At 73.5% G+C, this 20,351-nt stretch carries 19 protein-coding genes and 1 pseudogene; 9 read left to right on the forward strand and 11 right to left on the reverse strand.

The features are described from left to right. Positions 1–282 precede the first annotated feature (282 nt). Positions 283–970, reverse strand: a pseudogene (locus tag ACFCZF_RS19400) (ABC transporter ATP-binding protein); the annotation flags it as partial. Continuing rightward, a complete protein-coding gene (locus tag ACFCZF_RS19405) occupies positions 967–1,251 on the reverse strand; it encodes an SHOCT domain-containing protein (RefSeq protein ID WP_376672703.1) in 285 nt (94 codons plus the stop codon). The gene ACFCZF_RS19405 and the pseudogene ACFCZF_RS19400, both read right to left, overlap by 4 nt. 219 nt (positions 1,252–1,470) lie before the next feature. Here ACFCZF_RS19405 and ACFCZF_RS19410 point away from each other — a divergent pair, with 219 nt between their 5' ends. Further along, positions 1,471–1,869, forward strand: a complete 399-nt coding sequence (locus ACFCZF_RS19410; protein ID WP_376672683.1) for a VOC family protein — start codon at positions 1,471–1,473, stop codon at positions 1,867–1,869. A gap of 18 nt (positions 1,870–1,887) precedes the next feature. Here the strand turns inward: ACFCZF_RS19410 and ACFCZF_RS19415 are convergent, their stop codons facing one another. Together ACFCZF_RS19415 and ACFCZF_RS19420 are read right to left on the reverse strand one after the other, a co-directional pair. Continuing rightward, positions 1,888–3,126 (reverse strand): ROK family protein, encoded by a 1,239-nt coding sequence (locus ACFCZF_RS19415; protein WP_376672684.1) that lies wholly within the window; start codon positions 3,124–3,126, stop codon positions 1,888–1,890. 40 nt (positions 3,127–3,166) lie between these two features. After that, positions 3,167–3,817, reverse strand: coding sequence for an alpha-ketoglutarate-dependent dioxygenase AlkB (locus tag ACFCZF_RS19420; protein ID WP_376672685.1), 651 nt, complete (start codon positions 3,815–3,817; stop codon positions 3,167–3,169). Positions 3,818–3,942: 125 nt separating this feature from the next. Between ACFCZF_RS19420 and ACFCZF_RS19425 the strand changes: the two genes are divergently transcribed. Further along, positions 3,943–5,076 (forward strand): methyltransferase, encoded by a 1,134-nt coding sequence (locus ACFCZF_RS19425; protein ID WP_376672704.1) that lies wholly within the window; start codon positions 3,943–3,945, stop codon positions 5,074–5,076. Positions 5,077–5,153: 77 nt separating this feature from the next. On the opposite strand, the gene ACFCZF_RS19430 is transcribed toward ACFCZF_RS19425, so the two are convergent. After that, positions 5,154–6,014, reverse strand: coding sequence for a ketose-bisphosphate aldolase (locus ACFCZF_RS19430; protein WP_376672686.1), 861 nt, complete (start codon positions 6,012–6,014; stop codon positions 5,154–5,156). Positions 6,015–6,100: 86 nt separating this feature from the next. Then, positions 6,101–6,982: an SIS domain-containing protein gene (locus ACFCZF_RS19435; RefSeq protein WP_376672687.1), complete on the reverse strand. Its 882-nt coding sequence runs from the start codon at positions 6,980–6,982 to the stop codon at positions 6,101–6,103. 143 nt (positions 6,983–7,125) lie between these two features. On the opposite strand from ACFCZF_RS19435, the gene ACFCZF_RS19440 reads away from it, so the two are divergent. Next, positions 7,126–7,905: a DeoR/GlpR family DNA-binding transcription regulator gene (locus ACFCZF_RS19440; protein WP_376672688.1), complete on the forward strand. Its 780-nt coding sequence runs from the start codon at positions 7,126–7,128 to the stop codon at positions 7,903–7,905. Between the two features lie 75 nt (positions 7,906–7,980). Here the strand turns inward: ACFCZF_RS19440 and ACFCZF_RS19445 are convergent, their stop codons facing one another. Then, positions 7,981–8,958, reverse strand: a complete 978-nt coding sequence (locus ACFCZF_RS19445; RefSeq protein WP_376672689.1) for a hypothetical protein — start codon at positions 8,956–8,958, stop codon at positions 7,981–7,983. 207 nt (positions 8,959–9,165) lie between these two features. Between ACFCZF_RS19445 and ACFCZF_RS19450 the strand changes: the two genes are divergently transcribed. The 3 genes from ACFCZF_RS19450 (at position 9,166) to ACFCZF_RS19460 (ending at position 12,803) form a co-directional block, all read left to right on the forward strand. Beyond that, positions 9,166–9,411 carry a heavy-metal-associated domain-containing protein gene (locus ACFCZF_RS19450; RefSeq protein ID WP_376672690.1) on the forward strand — a complete coding sequence of 82 codons (246 nt, stop codon included), beginning with the start codon at positions 9,166–9,168 and terminating at the stop codon, positions 9,409–9,411. A 77-nt stretch (positions 9,412–9,488) separates the two neighbouring features. Next, positions 9,489–11,753 (forward strand): heavy metal translocating P-type ATPase, encoded by a 2,265-nt coding sequence (locus tag ACFCZF_RS19455; protein ID WP_376672691.1) that lies wholly within the window; start codon positions 9,489–9,491, stop codon positions 11,751–11,753. Between the two features lie 366 nt (positions 11,754–12,119). Beyond that, positions 12,120–12,803: a phosphatase PAP2 family protein gene (locus ACFCZF_RS19460; protein WP_376672692.1), complete on the forward strand. Its 684-nt coding sequence runs from the start codon at positions 12,120–12,122 to the stop codon at positions 12,801–12,803. A 19-nt stretch (positions 12,804–12,822) separates the two neighbouring features. On the opposite strand, the gene ACFCZF_RS19465 is transcribed toward ACFCZF_RS19460, so the two are convergent. From ACFCZF_RS19465 to ACFCZF_RS19480, 4 genes are all read right to left on the reverse strand, one after another. Then, the gene (locus ACFCZF_RS19465) at positions 12,823–13,275 is read right to left on the reverse strand and encodes a phospholipase (protein ID WP_376672693.1); all 453 of its coding nucleotides are present in this window, start codon (positions 13,273–13,275) and stop codon (positions 12,823–12,825) included. A gap of 356 nt (positions 13,276–13,631) precedes the next feature. Then, a complete protein-coding gene (locus tag ACFCZF_RS19470; RefSeq protein ID WP_376672694.1) occupies positions 13,632–14,393 on the reverse strand; it encodes a cupin in 762 nt (253 codons plus the stop codon). Continuing rightward, positions 14,387–15,316, reverse strand: coding sequence for a PmoA family protein (locus tag ACFCZF_RS19475; protein ID WP_376672695.1), 930 nt, complete (start codon positions 15,314–15,316; stop codon positions 14,387–14,389). Before ACFCZF_RS19475 ends, ACFCZF_RS19470 begins: the two co-directional genes overlap by 7 nt. Next, positions 15,313–16,428: a Gfo/Idh/MocA family protein gene (locus tag ACFCZF_RS19480; protein WP_376672696.1), complete on the reverse strand. Its 1,116-nt coding sequence runs from the start codon at positions 16,426–16,428 to the stop codon at positions 15,313–15,315. The genes ACFCZF_RS19475 and ACFCZF_RS19480 overlap by 4 nt, the downstream gene beginning before the upstream one ends. A gap of 233 nt (positions 16,429–16,661) precedes the next feature. On the opposite strand from ACFCZF_RS19480, the gene ACFCZF_RS19485 reads away from it, so the two are divergent. The 3 genes from ACFCZF_RS19485 (at position 16,662) to ACFCZF_RS19495 (ending at position 19,793) form a co-directional block, all read left to right on the forward strand. Beyond that, positions 16,662–17,231, forward strand: coding sequence for a Dps family protein (locus tag ACFCZF_RS19485; protein ID WP_376672705.1), 570 nt, complete (start codon positions 16,662–16,664; stop codon positions 17,229–17,231). Between the two features lie 114 nt (positions 17,232–17,345). Then, positions 17,346–18,410: an ABC transporter permease gene (locus ACFCZF_RS19490; RefSeq protein WP_376672697.1), complete on the forward strand. Its 1,065-nt coding sequence runs from the start codon at positions 17,346–17,348 to the stop codon at positions 18,408–18,410. Between the two features lie 180 nt (positions 18,411–18,590). Continuing rightward, the gene (locus tag ACFCZF_RS19495) at positions 18,591–19,793 is read left to right on the forward strand and encodes a cysteine desulfurase-like protein (RefSeq protein ID WP_376672698.1); all 1,203 of its coding nucleotides are present in this window, start codon (positions 18,591–18,593) and stop codon (positions 19,791–19,793) included. Positions 19,794–20,351 lie beyond the last annotated feature (558 nt).

The raw sequence follows: 20,351 nt of genomic DNA on the forward strand, positions 1-20,351 counted from the left end.
TACCGGCCGTCGCCCTCCGGCGACCTGACGCGCGGAGCCTGAGCCTGACCGGGGACCGGGGCTCCGCTTCTGTCGCCGACCCACCGACCGCCGACAGACGGGCGGCGGCGTCCGGAACGCACCCATGAGGCCATCGCCACCCGGGTACCCGCCGGGTGGGTCGGCCGCCGGGACGGCAGCGTGGGCAGCCGACGCGATCCCGCTCGGTCGCCGTCGAGTGAGCGGGTCGGCGACCGGGCGGGAGGCAGCATGTGCCCGTCCCGTTCGGTCATCGTCGAGTGCCGCGTGGGCTGCGGCGACGGGGTCGTGGGTGACCATGACGACCGTGCGGCCCGTCTGCCGCACGGTGCGGCCCAGGAGTCCCAGCACCTCGCCGCCGGAGCGGGAGTCGAGGTTGCCGGTGGGCTCGTCGGCGAAGACCACGTCCGGCCGCCCGGCGAAGGCGCGGGCCACCGCGCCCCTCCCCCAGTGCCTGAACGGCGCCTGAACGGCCTGGGGGGACCCCCAGCTGCTGTCCGCCGGAGAGTTCGGCGGGCCGGTGGTGGAGGCGGTCGCGCAGTCCGACGACGTCGATGAGGGCCTCGACCCACTCGGTGTCGCCCCCGCGGCCCGCGAGGTCGAGGGGGAGGGTGATGTTCTCGGCGACGGTCAGCGTCGGCACCAGATTGAACGCCTGGAACACGAAGCCCACGCGGTCGCGGCGCAGCAGGGTGAGGCGGCGGTCGTCGAGGGTGCTCAGGTCGGTGTCGCCGATGCGGGCGGTGCCCGAGGTGAGGGTGTCCAGTCCTGCGGCGCAGTGCATCAGGGTGGACTTGCCGGAGCCCGAGGGCCCCATGATGGCGGTGAAGCGGCCGGCCGGGAAGTCCACGCTGACCCCGTCCAGGGCGCGTACGGCGGTGTCGCCACCGCCGTACACCTTCACGGCGTCGACGACCCGGGCGGCGGCCCGGACGGTGGTCGTCGTGGTCATGCCGCACCGCCCTTGCCCGTACGACCGAACTGCTCGTCCAGCACGGACAGCCGGCGCCAGTACTCGTCCTCGTCGATCTCCCCGGAGGCGAAGCGGTGGCCGAGGACGCTGATGGGTGAGTTGTCGTCGACGGTGGTCGGGCGGCCGGGACCGCGGCGGCCGCGCCAGACGGTGCGGCGCAGCAGGGTGACGCCGCCGGCGATGACCAGCGCCCAGATCACCGGGAAGAACAGGATCCACGGGCCGGGCCCGCCGTCGCCGAAGTGTGCCAGGGTATCCATGTCGTCCAACTCCTCGGTAGCGATGTCCTTGGTGACGTCCGTGGTGTTGTCCTGACGTCGTCCTTGTTCGTGCTTCCGAGCGTCCTCCCGGGGCGGGGCCGGGTCGTCGTACGGCCAGCGGCAGTGTGCGTACCTCGCGGGGAGTACGCGCACGTTCCGCTCCTGCTTCCGGGAGCCGGCCTCGCCCATCGGGATCGCCCAGTACGTAGGCTCGGGGCCATGCTGAGACTCGGTATCCCCGTCATCGGCGTCACGGACGTGCCCCGCGCGGTGGCGTTCTGGACGGCTGCTCTGGACCTGGTCGCCTCCGAGGAGTGGAGGAGCGAGACATGGCGCACGCTCGACCACGCCGACGGCTCCGGGCGGGCCCTCGGCCTGCTGCGCAGCGAGTCACCGGCCGAGCCGCGCCCCCGGCTCCACCTCGACCTGTTCACGGACACGGCGGAGGAACAGCGGGTGGAGGTGCGGCGGCTGATCGGTCTCGGTGCGCGGACCGTCGACTGGGACCTCTACCCGCCCGACCCCGACTTCGTCGTCCTCGCCGACCCGGACGGCAACATCTTCTGCGTCGTCGACCTCAGCCACGCACCGAGCGGCGGCAACCGGCCGACGGCCTGAGGAGAGCGGACGCGTCGCTCACGCCAGCGCGCCCAGCGGGTCGTCGAGGACCGGCTGCCAGGCCAACTCCGCCGCGCCGACCAGGCTGTTGTGGTCCAGGCTGCACGGCAGGATCGGCACGCCTCCGCTCTGGCCCCACAGGCTGCGGTCGGCGACGACCGCGCGCAGGCGCTCGGGGTCGGCGTCCAGGAGTGCGCGGTGGAGTCCGCCGAGGATGATGCGGTCCGGGTTGAGGATGTTGACCAGGCCGGCGAGTCCCAGGCCTAGGCGGTCGATGAGGGTCTGGGTCGCGGTGCGGACGGCCGGGTCGGTGTAGTGGCCGCGGATCAGGTCGATGGACTGCTGGAGCAGCGACACCTCGGGTCCTGGCTCGCGGCCGGCCGCGGTGAGGAAGGCCAGCGGGTCGGTCTCCACGTCCAGACAGCCCTGGCCGCCGCAGTAGCAGGGGCGGCCCTCGGGGTTGACGGTGAGGTGGCCGACCTCCAGGGCGAGACCCGAACTGCCCATGTGCAGGCGGCCGTCGAGGACCAGGGCGCCGCCGACCCCGCGGTGGCCGGTGGCCACGCACAGCAGGTCGCGGGCTCCGCGCCCGGCGCCGTGGCGGTGCTCGGCGAGGGCGGCGAGGTTGACGTCGTTCGCGGCGAACGCGGGCCCCTCGATACCGGCGGCGCGCACCTGCTCCGCGAAGATCCGCCGCACGGGCGCGCCCGCCGGCCAGGCCAGGTGGAGCGGGTTCAGCGCCAGGCCCTCCGGTTCCGCGACGGCGGACGGTACGGCGAGTCCCGCGCCGACGCAGCGCCGCCCGGTCTCCCGGAGCAGTTCCGCGCCCGCCTCGACGACGGAGCCGAGCACCTTCGCCGGGTCGGCGTCGACGACCTCGCAGCCGGGCGCGGTGGCGACGATCCGGCCGCCGAGGCCGACCAGTGCCGCGCGGAATCCGTCGGCGTGGACCTGGGCGGCCAGGGCGACGGGCCCGTCCTCGGCGACCGCGAGGCGGTGCGAGGGACGGCCCTGCGAACCGGCCGCGGCGCCGGGCCGGGCGTCCACCCGGATCAGGCCCAGCGCCTCCAGTTCGGCGGCGACCGCGCCGGCCGTGGCCCGGGTCACGCCGAGTTCCGCGGTGAGGACGGCCCGGGTGGGGGCGCGTCCGGTGTGCACGAGCTCCAACGCGGGTCCGAGCGCACCGCGCCCCCGGTCCAGCCGCGTCCTCGAGGTGGTCCCTTCCCCCGCCGCCCGGGGGTCCGCCTTGCCGCTCATGAGGGGGAGTCTCCCATGATCCGCAGGCAGGTGCAGGAGCCTAGAGGCCGCTGACCCTCAGCGTGATGTTCAGCCGTCCGGTGAGCCCCAACTCGGGCGGCGCGGTGCCCGCGTGCACCCGGGGCACCCCGTGGTGGGCGAGCCGGGACGGCCCGCCGAAGACGAACAGGTCGCCGCTGCGCAGCTCGACGTCGGTGTACGGGCGGGTCCGGGTTTCCGGGTTCCCGAAGCGGAAGACGCAGGTGTCGCCGAGGCTCAGGGACACCACGGGCGCGTCGGACCTCTCGTCGGCGTCTCGGTGCATACCCATGCGGGCGTCGGACGCGTAGAAGTTGATCAGTGCGATGTCGTACGGCGTCTGCGCCACCGCGTCGGCGCCGAGCGCGTCGGTCACCGCCCGGCGGGCCAGGTCGCCGAGCCAGTCCGGGAAGGGCTTCACCGGCGCGCCGTCGCCGTCGACGACGGTGCGGGCGTAGGCGTACGGGTACCAGTGCCACCCGAGGCAGACCTGCCTCGCGGTCATGGTGCCGCCGCCGGGGGTGCGGACCGTGCGCAGTCCGGCCGGTGGGCGGGCCCACTCGCGGCAGGCGTGCAGCAGCTCGCGCTGCCGTCCGGTGTCCAGCCAGTCCGGCACGTGGACGGCGCCGGGCGCGGTCTCGGTACGGGCCCTGGGGAACAGCTCGGCGTCCATGTCTCCCATCCTGCCCGCCATCCCCTTCGCTCCGCTCCAGCCCGCCGTCCCCTTCACTCCGCCCGGCGCGGCCTGAGCTGCGGCTCGGCTAGCCTGGACGCACGATGAACGACCGCAGCGACCGTATGACGACGCCATGGGGCGAGCACGTGCCGGCCCGTTTCCCCGAGGACCCGCGCGACCGGCTCCGGGCCTGGGACGCCTCCGACGAGTATCTGCTCGGGTACCTCGCGGAGCAGGACGTCCCGCTGTCCGGCACGGTCGTGGTCGTCGGCGACCGCTGGGGAGCGCTCGTGACGGCGCTGGCGGCGCACCGGCCGGTGCAGATCACCGACTCGCACCTCACGCGGGAGGCGACGCGCGCCAACCTGGAGCGGGCCGGCGTCGAGCCGGGTTCCGTGCGCCTGCTGACCACGCAGGACCCGCCGCCGGACCGTGTCGACGTGCTGCTGGTGCGGGTGCCGAAGAGCCTGGCGCTGTTGGAGGACCAGTTCCTGCGGCTGGCGCCCGCGCTGCACGAGGGCACGGTCGTCGTCGGTACCGGGATGGTCAAGGAGATCCACACTTCGACGCTCAGGCTGTTCGAGCGGATCGTCGGGCCGACCCGGACCTCGTTGGCCGTGAAGAAGGCGCGGCTCGTCTTCGCCACGCCCGACCTCTCGCTGAAGCGGCCGGCCAATCCCTGGCCTCTCACCTACCGGCTCCCCGACGACGTCGGGCCGCTCTCCGGCCGGACGGTCGTCAACCACGCCGGTGTCTTCTGCGCCGACCGGCTCGACATCGGCACCCGGTTCTTCCTCCAGCACCTGCCGGACGCCGGCGGCGCCCGCCGGGTGGTGGACCTGGGCTGCGGCAACGGTGTGGTCGGTACGGCGGTGGCGCTGGCCGACCCGGGGGCCGAGGTGCTGTTCACCGACGAGTCCTTCCAGGCCGTGGCCTCGGCGGAGGCGACGTACGAGGCGAACGGGGCGGCGGCACAGGCCGAGTTCCGGGTCGGTGACGGGCTGGCCGGGGTGCCGGACGGCAGTGTCGACCTGGTGCTCAACAACCCGCCCTTCCACTCCCACCAGGCGACGACCGACGCCACCGCGTGGCGGATGTTCACCGGGGCGCGGCGCGTGCTGCGCCCCGGCGGCGAGCTGTGGGTGGTCGGCAACCGGCACCTGGGCTACCACGTCAAGCTGCGGCGGCTGTTCGGCAACAGCCACCTGGTGGCGGGCGACCGGAAGTTCGTGGTGCTGAAGGCCGTCATGAAGTAGTCCGGTGACCGTCAGGACGTAGTCCCGTGACCGTCAGGGCGCAGTCCCGTGACCGTCAGGGCGCAGTCCCGTGACCGTCAGGGCGCAGTCCTGGCGACCACCTGGATGATCGTCGCCACCGTCCGCGCCATGGCCTCCCGTCCCACCGTGAGGTAGCCGCGCGAGTCGACCGCTTCGGGGCGGGCGGCGAGGTACTCCCTGATCGCGCCGGTCATGGCGATGTTGAGCGCGGTGCCGACGTTGACCTTGGAGATGCCGCCCGCGACCGCCGCGGCGAGTTCGCCGTCCGGCACTCCGGAGGAGCCGTGCAGGACGAGCGGCACGTCCAGCGCGCCCGACAGTTCCTTGAGCAGGTCGTGGTCGAGGGCGGCGGTGCGCGTGGTCATGGCGTGGGAACTGCCGACGGCGACGGCCAGGGCGTCCACGCCGGAGTCGGCGACGAAGGCGCGCGCCTCGGCGGGGTCGGTGCGGGCTCCGGGCGCGTGGGCGTCGAGCGGCGGTGCGCCCTTCTTGCCGCCGACCTCCCCCAACTCGGCCTCGATCCACAGCCCCTGGGCGTGCGCCCAGTCGGCGGCGGCCCGGGTCGTCGCGAGGTTCTCCGCGTACGGCAGCCGGGAGGCGTCGTACATCACCGAACTGAACCCGGCGTCCCGGGCCTGGCGCAGCAGACTGTCGTTCTGGACATGGTCGAGGTGCAGGGCGACGGGCACGGCGGCGCCCTCGGCGGCGGCGACGGCCGCGCGGGCCAGCGGCAGCAGGCGGCCGTAGCGGTACTTCACGGCGTTCTCGCTGACCTGGAGGACGACGGGCATGTGCACGGACTCGGCGCCCGCGACGACCGCCTCGATGTGTTCCAGGGTGACGACGTTGAAGGCGGCGACGGCGGAGCGCGCGGCTGCGGCGCGGCCGACCAGGTCGCCGGTGGTGGCGAGGGGCACGGTCTCTCTCCCTTCCCACGCGTCGGAGCGCGGGGTCGGAGCGCGGGTGTCGGGGGTCGGTGTCGGGGTCGGTGTCGGGGCGGGCGTCAGGGGGCGAGGATCACCGAGCGGGTGAGGTGGCGGGGCCGGTCCGGGTCGAGGCCGCGGGCGGCGGCGACGGCGACGGCGAGGCGCTGGGCGCGGACCAGTTCGGCGAGCGGGTCGAGGCCCCCGGGCACCCACAGGGCGCCGGTGTCGCGGACCTGGTCGGCCAGGCCCTCGGGCGCCTCGCCGAACATCCAGGTCGCCGTGGAGGCGGTGCTGATGCTGATGGGGCCGTGTCGGTACTCCATGGCCGGGTATGCCTCGGTCCAGGACAGGGAGGCCTCACGCATCTTCAGGCCGGCCTCGTTGGCCAGTCCGACGGTCCAGCCCCGGCCCAGGAAGGTGAACTGATTGCACTCGACGAGCCCTTCGGGCAGTTCGGCCGCGAGTGCGGTGCGCGCGTCGGCGACGACCGCGTCCGTGTGCAGGCCCAGGTGGGCGCGGAGCAGGGTGAGGGCGGTCGTCGCGAACCGGGTCTGCACGACCGACCGTTCGTCGGCGAAGTCGAGTACCACCACGTCGTCCGCGGCCGTCATGACCGGTGTCTCCGGGTCGGCGGTGAGCGCGACGGTGCGGGTACGGCCCCGCAACTCCGTGAGCAGTTCCAGTACTTCGGTGGTGGTGCCGGAGCGGGTGAGGGCGACGACACGGTCGTACGCCCGGCCCCGCGGGAACTCGGAGGCGGCGAACGCGTCCGTCTCGCCCTGGCCCGCGTCCTCACGCAGCGCCGCCGCCGACTGGGCCATGAAGTACGAGGTGCCGCACCCGACGATCGCCACCCGCTCCCCGGGCGCCGGAAGTGCCGCCGTGTGCCGTGCCGCCTGCGCGGCGGCGCGTGTCCAGCACTCGGGCTGGCTGTTGAGCTCGTCCTCGACATACGTCATGCCGCACACTCCCCGATCGCTCTATTACTCCAGCGCTCTGATTGTTCCTGCAAGATATAGCGAGATTTCGAGCACAATCAAGCAATCTGAAGAAGAGTGGGGGTGCGCTAGGGTCGGCGGAAGATCGAGGAACGGAGGCGCGGATGTCGCGCGACGCCCGCTGGAAGGCGCTGCTGGAGCTGCTCGTCGAGCGCGGCCGGCTGGACGTCGAGGAGGCGGCGACCGAGCTGGAGGTCTCGGCCGCGACGATCCGCCGTGACTTCGACCGGCTCGCCGAGCAGCAGATGCTGGTGCGCACGCGCGGTGGCGCGGTCGTGCACGGGGTGTCGTACGAACTGCCGCTGCGCTACAAGACGGCCCGCCGGGCCTCGGAGAAGCAGCGCGTCGCGCAGGCGGTCGCCGCCCTGGTGGCACCCGGCGAGGCGGTCGGACTGACCGGGGGCACGACGACCACCGAGGTGGCGCGCGCCCTGGCCGTGCGCGCCGACCTGGCCTCCGGCACCCCCGCGCTGACCGTGGTCACCAACGCGCTCAACATCGCGAACGAGCTGGCCGTCCGGCCGCAGTTCAAGATCGTGGTGACCGGCGGCGTGGCCCGGGCGCAGTCGTACGAGCTGATCGGGCCGCTCGCGGACGGGGTGCTGGGTCAGGTGACCCTCGACATCGCGGTGCTGGGCGTCGTCGCCTTCGACGTCGCGCACGGCGCCGCGGCCCACGACGAGGCGGAGGCCGCGATCAACCGGCTGCTGTGCGAGCGCGCCGAGCGCGTGGTGGTGGCCGCCGACTCCAGCAAGCTGGGCAGGCGGGCGTTCGCCCGGATCTGCGCGGCCGAGTCCGTGGACACGCTGGTCACGGACGGTGCGGCCGACCCGGAGCTGGTACGGCAGTTCGAGGAGGCGGGGGTCCGGGTCGTCACGGCCTAGGACGGACCACCCCCGCCGACAATCACCCCCGCCGTCCGCGGCCGTCAGTGCCCGTGGCCGTCACCGCCCGTGCCGTCAGTGCCCGTGGCCGTCACCGTGCTCGGTCGGAGCCGCCGGAGCCGTCGGAGCGGGGTCCTGCGCCGCGGGTGCCGATCCGGCCCGCACGGTGAACGCCGCGGTGTGGACCTTGCCCTGGTGCTGGAAGTCCAGGAAGAGGCGGTAGGTGCCGCCACTGGGCGCGGTGGCCGTGAAGGAGATCTCCGGGCCGGGCTCGGTGGTGCCGTCGCCGGGTTCGCCGTTCGGGTGGACGTGGAGGTAGGCGAGGTCGCCCGAGCGCAGGGCGACCAGGTGGCCGTAGGCGCCGAGGTAGGGCTGGAGGTCGTTGACGGGCTCCCCGTCCCGGGAGACCTTCAGCTTCAGCTCACTCGCCTTGCCGGGGAGCAGGGATCCGGCGAGTTCGACCTGGTAGCCGTCGGTCCGGGCGGTGTCGTCCGGGGCCGGCAGGTTCGCGGGCTCGTAGCGGCCGGAGGCGGCGAGGTCGGCGCCGAGGGTGAGGTTCTCCGCGTTCTTCTCCGCCGGGGTGAAGTCGGCGAAGACCCGGTAGCCGCCCGCGCGAGGCAGGTCGACGGGGGTGCTCCAGGTGCCGTCGGCGGCGCGCGTGGGGTGCAGGTGGCGGTAGGTGACCAGGTCGCGTGAGGCCAGGATGAGGTGGAGTTCCTTGTCGTGCTCGCGCTGGTACGCGGTGACGGCCTCGCCGCTGCCGTCCCGGACGGTGAAGCGCAGCTCGGCGCGCTGACCGGCGGTGACGCGTGGGGTGGCGAGGTCGAGGGAGTAGCCGTTCTCGGAGATCTGCAGCCCGCCGGGCGTGGTGTTCTCATGCCCCCCGTGGCCGCCGCCCTCCTTCGGTTCCGGTGATGGACGGCTGTGCTCGTCGTGGGTCGCGGGCGCCTTCTCCGCGACGACCGGGTCCACTCCCCTGCCGACTCCGTAGGCGGTGCCGAATGTGGCGGCCAGCGCGGCGGCGAACGCGGTGATCCTCAGTCCGGTGTGCATGGCGGTCGTCTCCTCGGATTCCGGGTCTCCGGCTCGTGCGGAGGCCTCTCCATGCACTTCACAATACCCCCAGGGGGTACCTAGTCAAGACGAGTGCGGAAGTTGCCTTTGCTACCCCCCAGGGGTATACATGGAACTCGGCAGGGATACCCCCGCCCCGTATTTCCACGACATCACGCACGACATGACGACATCACGGAGGAACCCATGGCTTCGACCGTCACCACCCCCGTCACCCCGCCCGTCAGCACCACCTACGCCGTCGCGGGGATGAGCTGCGGTCACTGCAAGGCGACGCTCACCCGGGTGATCGGTGAGCTGGACGGTGTCACCGGTGTCGACGTCGAGCTCGACACGGGCCGGGTCACCGTCACCGGAACCGCCGAGCCGGACGACGCCGCGCTCGCCGAGGTCGTCGACGAGGCCGGCTACGAACTGACCGGCCGCGTCTGACCGACCCGCACTCCCCCGCCGCACCGCCGGGACCCGCTCGCCGGGTCCCGGCCGACGACCCCGCATCAGGAGCAGCCATGACCACGAGTACGACCAGCGCACCGGCCGAGGTGGAACTCGCCATCGGCGGCATGACCTGTGCCTCGTGCGCCGCCCGGATCGAGAAGAAGCTCAACCGGATGGACGGGGTCACCGCCACCGTCAACTACGCGACGGAGAAGGCGAAGGTGCACTACGCCGGTGACGTGTCCGTCCCGGAGCTGATCGCCACCGTCGAGGCGACCGGGTACACCGCCCGCGAGCCCGAGCCGGTACGCGCCGAGCCCGCGCCCGGCGCGGAGGGTGCCGGGTCCGCCGACGAACTGCGGCCCCTGCGGGAGCGGCTGGTCACCGCCGTGGTGCTGGCCGTCCCGGTCATCGCGACGGCGATGGTGCCGGCGTGGCAGTTCGAGTACTGGCAGTGGCTGTCGCTTACCCTGGCGGCGCCCGTGGTGACCTACGCAGCCTGGCCCTTCCACAAGGCGGCCTTCACCAACGCCCGGCACGGCGCTGCCACCATGGACACGCTGATCTCGGTCGGCACGTCGGCGGCGTTCCTGTGGTCGCTGTGGGCGCTGTTCTTCGGCACCGCGGGCACTCCCGGCATGACCCACCCGTTCGAGCTGACCATCGCCCGCACCGACGGCGCCGGGAACATCTACCTGGAGGCCGCCGCCGGGGTGACCGCCTTCATCCTCGCCGGGCGTTACTTCGAGGCCCGCTCCAAGCGCAAGGCCGGCGCCGCGCTGAAGGCCCTGCTGGAACTGGGCGCCAAGGACGTCACCGTACTGGACCCGGACGGCGGTGAACGGACCATTCCCACCGCCGAGTTGGCGGTCGGTGACCGCTTCCTGGTCCGCCCGGGCGAGAAGATCGCCACCGACGGCACGGTCGTGGAGGGCACCTCCGCGGTCGACGCCTCCATGCTCACCGGCGAGTCGGTGCCCGTCGAGGTCGGCGTGGGCGACCCGGTCACCGGTGCCACCCTGAACGCGGGCGGCCGTCTGGTGGTCGAGGCGACGCGGGTCGGCGCGGACACACAGCTGGCGCGGATGGCGAAGCTGGTCGAGGACGCGCAGAACGGCAAGGCCCAGGCCCAGCGGCTCGCCGACCGCATCTCCGGGGTCTTCGTCCCGGTCGTCATCGCCCTGGCGCTGGCCACCCTCGGTTTCTGGATCGGCAACGGATCCGGACTGACCGCCGCGTTCACGGCCGCCGTCGCCGTACTGATCATCGCCTGCCCCTGCGCCCTGGGCCTCGCCACCCCGACCGCGCTGATGGTCGGCACCGGGCGCGGCGCCCAGCTCGGCATCCTCATCAAGGGACCCGAGGTCCTGGAGTCCACCCGCAAGGTCGACACCATCGTCCTCGACAAGACCGGCACCGTCACCACCGGCCGCATGACCCTGCTCGCCGTCCACACCGCCGACGGCACCGACGAGACCGAAGTGCTGCGGCTGGCCGGTGCGCTGGAGCACGCGTCGGAGCACCCGATCGCCCGAGCCGTCGCGGACGGGGCCCTGGAGAAGCTGGGCGCGCTGCCCGCCCCCGAGGACTTCGCAGGCGTCCCGGGGCTCGGCGTGCAGGGCGTCGTCGACGGCCACGCCGTCCTAGTCGGCCGTGAGCAGTTGCTCGCCGAGTGGGCCATGGGCCTGCCGGCGGATCTGGCCCGGGCCAAGGCCGAGGCGGAGGCGGCGGGCCGGACCGCGATCGCCGTCGCCTGGGACGGCGAGGCGCGGGCGGTCCTGGAGGTCGCCGACGCGGTGAAGGAGACCAGCCCCGAGGCGATCGCGCGGCTGCGTGCCCTGGGGCTGACCCCGGTGCTGCTGACCGGTGACAACCAGGCCGTGGCCGCCTCCGTCGCCCGCGAGGTCGGTATCGACCCCGAGCACGTCATCGCCGAGGTCATGCCCGAGGACAAGGTCGACGTCGTCAAGCGCCTCCAGGGCGAGGGCCGTTCGGTGGCGATGGTCGGCGACGGCGTCAACGATGCCGCGGCGCTCGCCCAGGCCGACCTGGGGCTGGCCATGGGCACCGGCACCGACGCCGCCATCGAGGCCGGCGACCTCACCCTCGTCCGCGGCGATCTGCGCGCCGCCGCCGATGCCATCCGGCTGGCCCGCAAGACGCTGGGCACCATCAAGTCCAACCTGTTCTGGGCCTTCGCCTACAACATCGCCGCCCTGCCGCTCGCCGCGGCCGGGCTGCTCAACCCGATGATCGCCGGAGCGGCCATGGCCTTCTCCTCGGTCTTCGTCGTCGGCAACTCCCTGCGCCTGCGCGGCTTCAAGGCCGCGAGCTGACCCACCGCGACGCCGCCGAGCCGCCGGCCGCCCCTCACGGGTCGGCCGGCGGCTCACGCGCGTCCGCGGCGGCTCACGCGTCCGCGGCGGCTCACCGGTCACACCGGTGGGTGCCGACGACGGCCGGCGCGGTCGCCGCTCCGCGTGGGTGCCGACGACGGCCGGCTCCGTCGCCCCTCCGGGTGAGTGGCCGGGCCCGCGCGTCCCCCGGACGGGCCCCGCCGGCTCGCCGTACGCCGGGAGGTGGACCAGGCTGGTGCGGCGACGGATCACGCGCGCGGTGTGCCGACGGGCTCACGGCGCTCCCGGCGTTCCCGGCGCACCCGGGCGTCGCCCCGGCCCCATCGCCCCGCGGAGCAGGAGCCCATGACCGAACCGACCAACGCCGACGGGGACACCAGCGGGCCGCTCGCTCCGGATCCGGGCCCGGCGCTTCCGCGCGGGCGGGCCCTCACCGCCGTACTCGGTGATCTGCGTGCCGTGGACGGCGCCCTGTACGCGGCGGTGGCCGCCACATCCACGCCCACGCTCGACCGGGCGCTGCGCCGACTGTCCCACGCCGCCGACCACTCGAAGGTCTCGCTCGGGATCGCCGCCGTGCTCGCCCTGAGTGGTGCGCGGCCACGCCGGGCGGCCCTCGTCGGGGTGGGGGCGGTCGCCGTGGCCTCGGCCTCCGCGAACGTGCTGGGCAAGCGGCTGGTGCGCAGGGCGCGGCCCGACCGGGAGGCGGCGCGGGTCACGGTCGACCGGTATGTGCCGATGCCCGCGTCGGCCTCGTTCCCGTCCGGTCACACGGCCTCGGCGGTCGCGTTCGCCACGGCGGTCGGCGTGGTGCTGCCCGCGGCCGCCGTCCCGCTCGGCGCGCTGGCGAGCGCCGTCGGCTACTCCCGGGTCCACGTCGGCGTGCACTATCCCGGCGACGTGGCCGCGGGCGCCGTCCTGGGCATCGCCAGTGCGGCCGCCGCGCTCGCGGCAGCGGCGGCCACTCCGGTACCGGGCCTGCGGTCGGTCTGCTCGGCGGCGCCGGTGTCGTCCTCCGCGCCCGTGTAGGGCGCCGCCGCGCGAACCGTCAGCCGAAGGCCCGCACGGCCTGGTAGTACGTCCACGCCGTGCTGTTGCAGGCGGCCTTGGTGGCGCCGCCGTAGCGGGCGCAGACCCGCTTGAGGTCCTCGTAGAAGGCGCTGTCGAGGCGGGACTTGTTGGCGCTGAAGGAGCCGGCGTCCTTGTAGTTGCGGTAGCCGAAGTCGTGGCGCGCGCAGGAGGTGCTGAAGGGGAAGCCGAACGGGTTGTCCGGCGAGGAGGAGCAGTGGTCGGTGGTCCAGTCGAATCCGTAGGCGGCCCAGGCGGACTGGTTCGCCCGCGCGGCGGTCCAGGCGTTGTAGCTCGACGCGCTGGTCTGGGTCCAGCTCGCGAGTACCCGCGGTTTGTCGGCGGGAGCGGCGTCGGCGGTCGAGGCGGTGCCGAGGACGGCGGTCACGGCCAGGGCCGAGGTGGCGAGTCCGGTGGCGAGTCTGCGGTGCATTCCACACCTCCATGAGGCTGCGACCCGCCCCTCGGGCCGCAGGTTCATGTCAATATGATGCGCATTCAGGCCATCTCTTCACACATCCGGCGCCCTAATGGCCCATTAACTCTTCGGCCCGGCGGGAGATCAGGGCGTGAACGACCACCGCCCTGGCCTCCCTGCCGCTCAACTCCCCTGAATTCGCGGCACGTCGACGGCCGTGAGCGCCAACGCCATTGCCCCCCCCCGGTCAGGATCGCCCCTCGCGGTGGCTGCGGCGGCCCTTCCCGAGCCCCCGCCGCCGGTCAGCAGCGCGCGCGGTCGAGCGCGCCGCGGACGACAGGCGGAATCCTCTCCTCGGTCCGTTGCGTGCGCTACTCCCCCCGGTACGGCAGCGTCGTCCCCGGCAGCGCGTACTCGTCGCGCCGGCCGCACATGCCGTAGCCGCCGTGCCGGGTGGGCGCGGCCTCGTACGCGGTGGCGTCGGCGAGGTACGCCGGACCGCCGTCGACGAGCGCGTCGAGCTGGGCGCCGGTGCGCTCGGCGACGGCCAGCGCACCGGCCCGCCACAGCTCCCGCCAGCCGGGCACCTTGTCGCGCACCAGGTGGGCGGCGGCCCGCTGGAACTCCCGGTACGGGCCGGCGTCCCCGGCGACGAGGGTCTCGCGCAGGGCCAGGTAGCCCTCGACGGCGAGGTCCCTGCGGCGCCGGGCGGCCGCCTCCGTCTCCGGCCCGGTGCCGGGCGGCAGGGTGGCCGCGGCGGCGTACGCCTCCGGGTCGGCCAGTACCTCGGGCGGGAAGGTGAAGACGGCGTCCCCCGCCTCGGGCAGGCCGCTGTTCTGCATCAGCACCGTGATGCGCAGGTCGCCGCCCTGCACCATGCGGTGCACGGTGCCCGGGGTGAACCAGGCTAGGGAGCCGGGCTCCAGCGGGATGTCCCGGTAGCCGTCGGGGCTCAGCGTCTGCACCGCGCCGCGCCCGCCGGTGACGACGTACGCCTCCGTGCACACCAGGTGCAGATGCGGGCTGCCACCGCACACGCCGTCGGCGGCCGCCCAGTCGTAGGCGCTCAGGTGGGACAGGCCCACCGCGCCGGGCAGGGGGTGGGGAAGAACGGGCTCGGCGTCGCTCACCACGGCAGCCCCTTGAGGTACGTCCCGATGCGGTCGCCGTCCCAGGCGCCGTCGGCGACCACGACGCGGTAGCGGTAGGCGAAGGACTCGCCCGGAGGCAGCTCGAACTCCTCGAAGAACGCCCAGGAGAACGCCACCGACGGGATCGGCTCGGCGCGCACGAACCAGTGGGAGGGGTGGATCGCGGCCCTCTCGTCGAGGTTCTCGGGCGCGTGCGCGAAGACGAGCGTGGAGTGGGCGTCGACGTCGTCGTGCTCGGTGGTGAAGGCGAGCCACGGGCCCCGGGTGCCCATCAGACCGGCGGCGTCCGCGTCGGTGTCCGGGGCGAAGACGGTGCCGCCGGTGAAGTCGCGGGGGCCGCGCCACTGGAGGCCGGTGTAGCCGGCCATCTCGCGGCCGGCGGTGGTCGGCGAGCCGAACGCCAGCGGCTCGGCGCGGGTGTTGGTGAGGCGGATCGACCAGTCCAGGACCCAGGCATCCGCCGTCTCGTCGACCGAGTGGACGGTCAGGCCGCGCTCCTCACGGGCCCACTCGGCGCCGCCGTTCTCGATCCAGGTGAGGTTCTCGATGATCGCGAGCCGGTCGTCCTCGACCCCGAAGCCGGCGAAGCCGTCGTGCCGCATCGAGCCGACGCGCTCGGGCAGGGGCAGATAGCCTTCGCCGTGCACGTAGGAGTTGCCGCCCCAGAAGTTCTGGCCGGAGAGGTGACTGGCCGTCATCTGCAGGCCCTTGTGCCAGCGGTGGTCGCTGGGGCGGTACCCGGTCACCGGGCGTCCGGCGAGGGTGCGCACCGGGTGGGCGTAGGGCTTGCGGGACTCGAAGGCCTCGGGGTCGGGGCGGTAGACGTAGCGGAGGATCTCGGTACCGTTCGCCGCGGTGACCGCGACGTGGTCGCCGTGGGTGTGGCTGACGCTCAGGGTGCTCACGCGCGCTCCTTGGGTGCCCAGTCGGGGTGGTCGCCGTGCATGGCCGAGTGGAAGGGGTCGCCGGATGCGATCTCCCCCGCGGCGACGGGCCGTCCGGTGAACGCCGCCTTGTACAGGGCGGCGGCGAACTCCAGCGTGGCGCGGGCGTCCGGACCGCTGCCGGGGGGGAGATCGCCCGCGTCCCAGGCGTCCAGGACCGCGCCGAGCTGCGCGGTGTGGGAGCTGGGCACGTCCGCCGCCGGAGTGCGCCAGGCGATGGCGCGTTCCGGGGCGACGTGCCGGGCCGGGGTGTAGGTCCAGTCGTCGTTGCGGTGCCCGTAGAGGTGGGTCAGCTCCACGGTCGCGTCGGCGCAGTCGACGCGGACGCGGCTCACCTCGTCCGGGGAGAGCACGCTGTTGACGACGGTGGCGAGGACGCCGTTCTCGAACCGCACCAGGGCGGTGGAGACGTCCTCGCTCTCGGTGTCGTGGACCAGGCGCGACGCCATGGCCCGTATCTCCGCCCAGGGGCCGAGCAGGTGCAGCAGCAGGTCGTACTGGTGGATGCCGTGGCCCATGGTCGGGCCGCCGCCCTCGGTGGACCAGCGCCCGCGCCACGGCACCGCGTAGTAGGCGGCGTCGCGGTGCCAGGTGGTCTGGCAGTGGGCGACCAGCGGGGCGCCCAGCTCGCCGCTCGCGATCAGGTCACGGGCGTGCGCGGCGCCGGAGCCGTGCCGGTGCTGGAAGACCACGGACGCGTACGCGCCGGACGCCTCCTCGGCGGCGGCGATGTCGTCGTACTCGGCGAGCGAGAGGCACAGCGGTTTCTCGCACAGCACCCAGGCGCCCGCCTTGAGCGCGGCCACCGTCTGCTCCCGGTGCAGGGACGGCGGCGTACCGACGAGGACGAGGTCGGGGCGTACGGCATCCAGCATGGCGCCCGTCGACGTGTACTCGGCGACGTCGCCGCCCGCCCGAGCCCGGAAGGCGTCGAGCCGGGCCGGGTCCACGTCCACGGCGGCCACCAGTTCCGTGCGGTCGGCGTGGGCTCTGAGGGCGGTCAGATGGCTGCCGGTGACGATGGCACCGGTACCGACCACGGCGACCCGGCGGCGGGCGGGACGTGGGGACATGCGGTCCTCCTCGGACACCGGCGCACGACGGGCACGTGCGCCGTTAGAAAGCGCTTGCACTGCGGCAGACCCTAAGTGGCAGGCGAATGTCCGGACAACCCCCCAGCGTTTGCGGGCTCGGGAGACGGCTGGTCGACTGTCGCGGGGGGACGGGAGCCGGTCGCACCGCGCCGGCACACCCTTCAGTCCTCTCCAGAAGGAGTTCAGGCGTGAGCAACCCGAAGACGTCGTCCATGGAGCACCGGTCCGACGGCAGCCAGCCCTGGCTGCACCAGAAGGGCCGGACCATCCAGGAGTTCGGCACCGTCAAGCAGTTCCCCGTGGCGCTGACCATGGAGACCCGCCTCTACTCCTGTCAGCGGCTCAACAAGGTTCTGGCGGACACCCGGATCCTGCACGACCTGTACAAGAAGTACCACTGGCTCATGCGCGGGGCGACGTTCTACCAACTGCATCTGCTGCTGGACAAGCACGCGGGCGAGCAGCTGGAGCTGATCGACACCATCGCCGAGCGCGTCCAGACGCTCGGCGGCGTCGCGATCGGCGACCCCCGGCACGTCGCCGAGATCACCACCGTGCCGCGGCCGCCGGACGGGGTGGAGGAGGTGCCGTCGATGCTCTCGCGGCTCCTGGAGGCTCACGAGATGATCCTGGCCGACTGCCACGACGCCGCCGGCCGCACCCAGGAACTCGGCGACGACGGCACCAACGACCTCCTCGTCTCCGAGGTGGTGCGCACCAACGAGCTGCAGGCGTGGTTCGTGGCGGAGCATCTGGTGGACACCCCGCTGGTGCACGCCTGACCCGTTCCACGCGACCTCCGGCGCCCCTGCGAGGGCCCGCCGTCACGCTCCGTGCACCCCCGTGCGACGGCGCTCTTGGTGCCCTTCCGCCCCGGCTGTGGAAGCGTCCGGGACATGGCCCACATGTCCCACGGCGCCCATGCCCAGCCTCCGACGCGCGGGCAGCGGTGGTCCACGTTCCGGCAGTCGCCGTTCTGGCCGGCCACCGTCCTGGTGCTGATCCTCGCGGCGGCGGCGGGCCTCTTCGCGGGTTCGTACACCTACTCGATGGCGGACCCGACGCCGCACTCGATCCCCACGGCCGTGGTCGGTGCGTACGAGGAGGCCCGTGGCCAGGCCTTCCTGGACGGCTTGGAGAAGGCGCTGAACGCCTCGGTCAAGGTGCGTCCCTACGAAAGCGGGGCCGAGGCGCGAGAGGCGATGCAGGACCAGGAGGTCTTCGCGATCTTCGAGCTGCGCGACGACGGACGGACCGCCGTGCTCGACCTCTCCAGCGCGTCGGGGGCCTCCGTCGCGCAGGTGCTGGCCGACACGGCACCGGTCGTGGGGAGGAAGACCGGCGTCGAGGTCACCGTCCGGGACATCAACCCTCTGCAGGAGGGCGACCCGCGCGGACTGGCGATCTTCTACATCTCCCTGGCCGCGGTGATCATCGGCTTCGTCGGGGCGATCCAGCTGAGCGTGCACGCGCGCTCCCTCACTCCCCTGGAACGCATCCTCTTCACGGCCGCCTACGCGCTGCTGGGCGGCTTCGCCATCGCCGCGACGGTGGACTGGCTGCTGAACGCGCTCGACCTGCCGTTCGTCGAGTCGTGGCTGATCCTGGCGCTCACGATGTTCGCGTCCGGCATGGTCTTCACCATGTTCAACACCCTGTTCGGACGTTGGGCGATGCTGCCGACCTGGGGGTTGATGGTGCTCCTCGGCAATCCCTCGTCCGGCGGCGCGGTGTCCTGGCCACTGCTGCCGTCCCCGCTGGGGGCGATCGGCCAGTGGCTGCCGCCGGGGGCCTCGGTCAACGCCCAGCACACGGCGGTGTACTTCCAGGACCACCAGCACGCGTTCCCGTTCCTGGTGCTGGGCGGGTGGGCGCTGCTGTCCTGCGCGGTCTTCTGGATCTGGCGGCACCGTCATCCCGGCGGCCGCGAGAAGCAGCCGGCGCACGCCGCGGAGGCCTGAGCCGGCCGCATCCGTCCGTACGCGTCCGTCGGTACACGTCCGTCGGTACACGTCCGTCGGAACAGGTCCGCCGGAACAGGTCCGCCGGTACGCGTCCCCGTCCGTCACGCGCGCCTGTTCCGATCGGCGCCCTGATGCGATCATGAGGCGGGAGTTTCCGCCTTCGGTTGGAGTGTGCACATGGCCCTCGACGTCGACGCGATCCGCGCGCAGATACCCGCCCTGAAGTCCGGCTCCGCCCGCTTCGACGCGCCGGGCGGCACCCAGACCCCGCAGCCCGTCATCGACGCCATCGGCGAGGCGCTGGCCAACCCGCTGGCCAACCGGGGCCGGACGACCGAGGGCGAGCGCAACGCGGACGGCATCGTCGCGGACGCCCGGAGCGCACTGGCCGACCTGCTGGGCACCGAGCCGCGGGGCGTCGTCCTCGGCCGCAGCGCCACGCAGCTCGCCTACGACCTGTCCCGGACGCTCGCCAAGACGTGGGGGCCGGGCGACGAGGTGGTCGTCACCCGCCTCGACCACGACTCCAACATCCGGCCCTGGACGCAGGCGGCAGAGGCGGCCGGCGCGAGCGTGCGCTGGGCGGACTTCGACCCGGCCACCGGGGAACTGCTCCCTGAACACATCGAGGCAGTGCTCTCCCCGCGTACCCGGCTGGTCGCGGTGACGGCCGCGTCCAACCTCATCGGCACGATGCCCGACCTGCCGGCCATCGCCCGCCTGGCGCACGGCGTCGGTGCGCTGCTCCACGTCGACGCCGTGCACTACGCCTCGCACGCCGTGGTCGACCCGGCGGCACTCGGCGCGGACACACTGGTGTGCTCGCCGTACAAGTTCCTTGGCCCACACCTGGGGGTGCTGGCGGCCCGGCCCGAGTTCCTGGAGACCCTGCGCCCGGACAAGCTACTGCCCTCCAGCGACGCCGTCCCCGAGCGCTTCGAGCTGGGGACACTGCCGTACGAGCTGCTGGCCGGCGCCCGTGCCGCGGTGGACTTCCTCGCGGGCCTGGAGGCGGACGCGCGGGGCAGCCGCCGGGACCGGCTCGTCGCCTCCTTCGCGGCGCTGGAGGCCCACGAGGACGCGCTGCGCGAGCGGATCGAGCGAGGGCTGGCGGACGTCGGCGGGATCACCGTGTACTCGCGGGCCGCGCGGCGCACGCCGACCCTGCTGTTCACCGTGGCGGGCCTGCGCCCGGCCGACGTCTACCGGCAGTTGGCCGAGCGGGCGGTGGACGCGCCCGCCGGCTCCTTCTACGCGGTGGAGGCCTCGCGCAGGCTGAGGCTGGGCGACGAGGGCGGCGTACGGGTCGGGCTCGCGCCGTACAACAGCGCGGACGACGTGGACCGGCTGCTGACGGCACTGGCGGGCCTCGACCACTGACGGGCGGGACCGGGCTCGCGCCCCGCAGCAGCGCGGACGACGTGGACCGGCTGCTGACGGCACTGGCGGGCCTCGACCGCTGACGGGCGGGACCGGGCTCGCGCCTCACAGCAGCGCCGGACGACGTGGACCGGCCGCTGACGGCACTGACCGGCCTCGACCACTGACGCATCGGGCCGGGCTCGCGCCCCACAGCAACCCGGACGACGTGGACCCGCCACTGACGGCACTGACCGGCCTCGACCACTGACGCGCACGAGCCGGGCTCACGCCCCACAGCAACCCGGACGACGTAGACCCGCCACTGACGGCACTGACCGGCCTCGACCACTGACGCGCACGAGCCGGGCTCACGCCCCACAGCAACCCGGACGACGTAGACCCGCCACTGACGGCACTGACCGGCCTCGACCACTGACGCGCACGAGCCGGGCTCACGCCCCACAGCAACCCGGACGACGTAGACCCGCCACTGACGGCACTGACCGGCCTCGACCACTGACGCGCACGAGCCGGGCTCACGCCCCACAGCAACCCGGACGACGTAGACCCGCCACT

The sequence above is a fragment of the Streptomyces sp. NPDC056296 genome, from assembly GCF_042268605.1.
Lineage (GTDB): Bacteria > Actinomycetota > Actinomycetes > Streptomycetales > Streptomycetaceae > Streptomyces.